The sequence below is a fragment of the Rhodopirellula maiorica SM1 genome (assembly GCF_000346295.1).
Taxonomy (GTDB): domain Bacteria; phylum Planctomycetota; class Planctomycetia; order Pirellulales; family Pirellulaceae; genus Novipirellula; species Novipirellula maiorica.
Window position 1 is genome coordinate 1 of sequence record NZ_ANOG01000904.1, and the last position, 729, is coordinate 729.

The 729-nt window shown below is 56.9% G+C and carries 1 protein-coding gene; it reads left to right on the top strand.

Annotated features, from left to right (window positions below; all coding sequences use genetic code 11):
- Positions 1-35: 35 nt before the first annotated feature.
- The coding region (locus tag RMSM_RS28760; protein ID WP_008705587.1) for a S1 family peptidase at positions 36-729 on the top strand (694 nt) is incomplete at its 3' end.

The window sequence follows — 729 nt, forward strand, 5'->3', positions numbered from 1 at the left end:
CTCACGCGTCGCGATAGCCATCTCGAGGTGATTCCATGAGCCATTTCCGACCCCACGGCGTCGTTTCGCCCTTCTGTTACGCCCTGTTCGCGTTGACCTTTGTCACTGCGATGACGCAGTCCGCTCGTGCGGACGCGGATAAATACAGCAAAACGCTGCAGTCAACCGTTTGGATCATCACCAGCGACGCGGAAAACGAAACCTCCACCGGCACCGGAGTCTTCGTCGACGTGGACAAACGTCTCGTGCTCACCAACGCGCATGTGGTCGGCGACAGCCGCTCGGCAGTGGTCTTTTTTGCCGATGTTCGCAACGGGCTGCCCGAGGTCAAACGCAAACATTACCTCGACAATGTGTTGAAACTTGCCCAGCCTGGCAAAGTCGTCGCGGTCGACCGCAAACGCGATTTGGCCCTGATTCAACTGCCAAAAATCCCGGCACGTGCCAAAGTGATCGAATTGGCCGACGCCAGCACCAAGCCCGGATCGGCAGTCGATGTGATCGGAAACCCCGGCGGAAGCGACGTTTTGTGGGTCAACACCTCGGGAACCGTTCGCTCGGTGTACGACAAGAAATTCAAATCCAACCACGGCGAACATGATTTCAAAGTGGTCGAAATCCAAAGCCCAATCAAACCCGGCGACAGCGGTGGACCGGTTGTCGACAACAACGGCAAATTGGTGGCAATCGCCCAGTCGTTTTCGCCCGAAAGCCCGCTGATTAGCTACT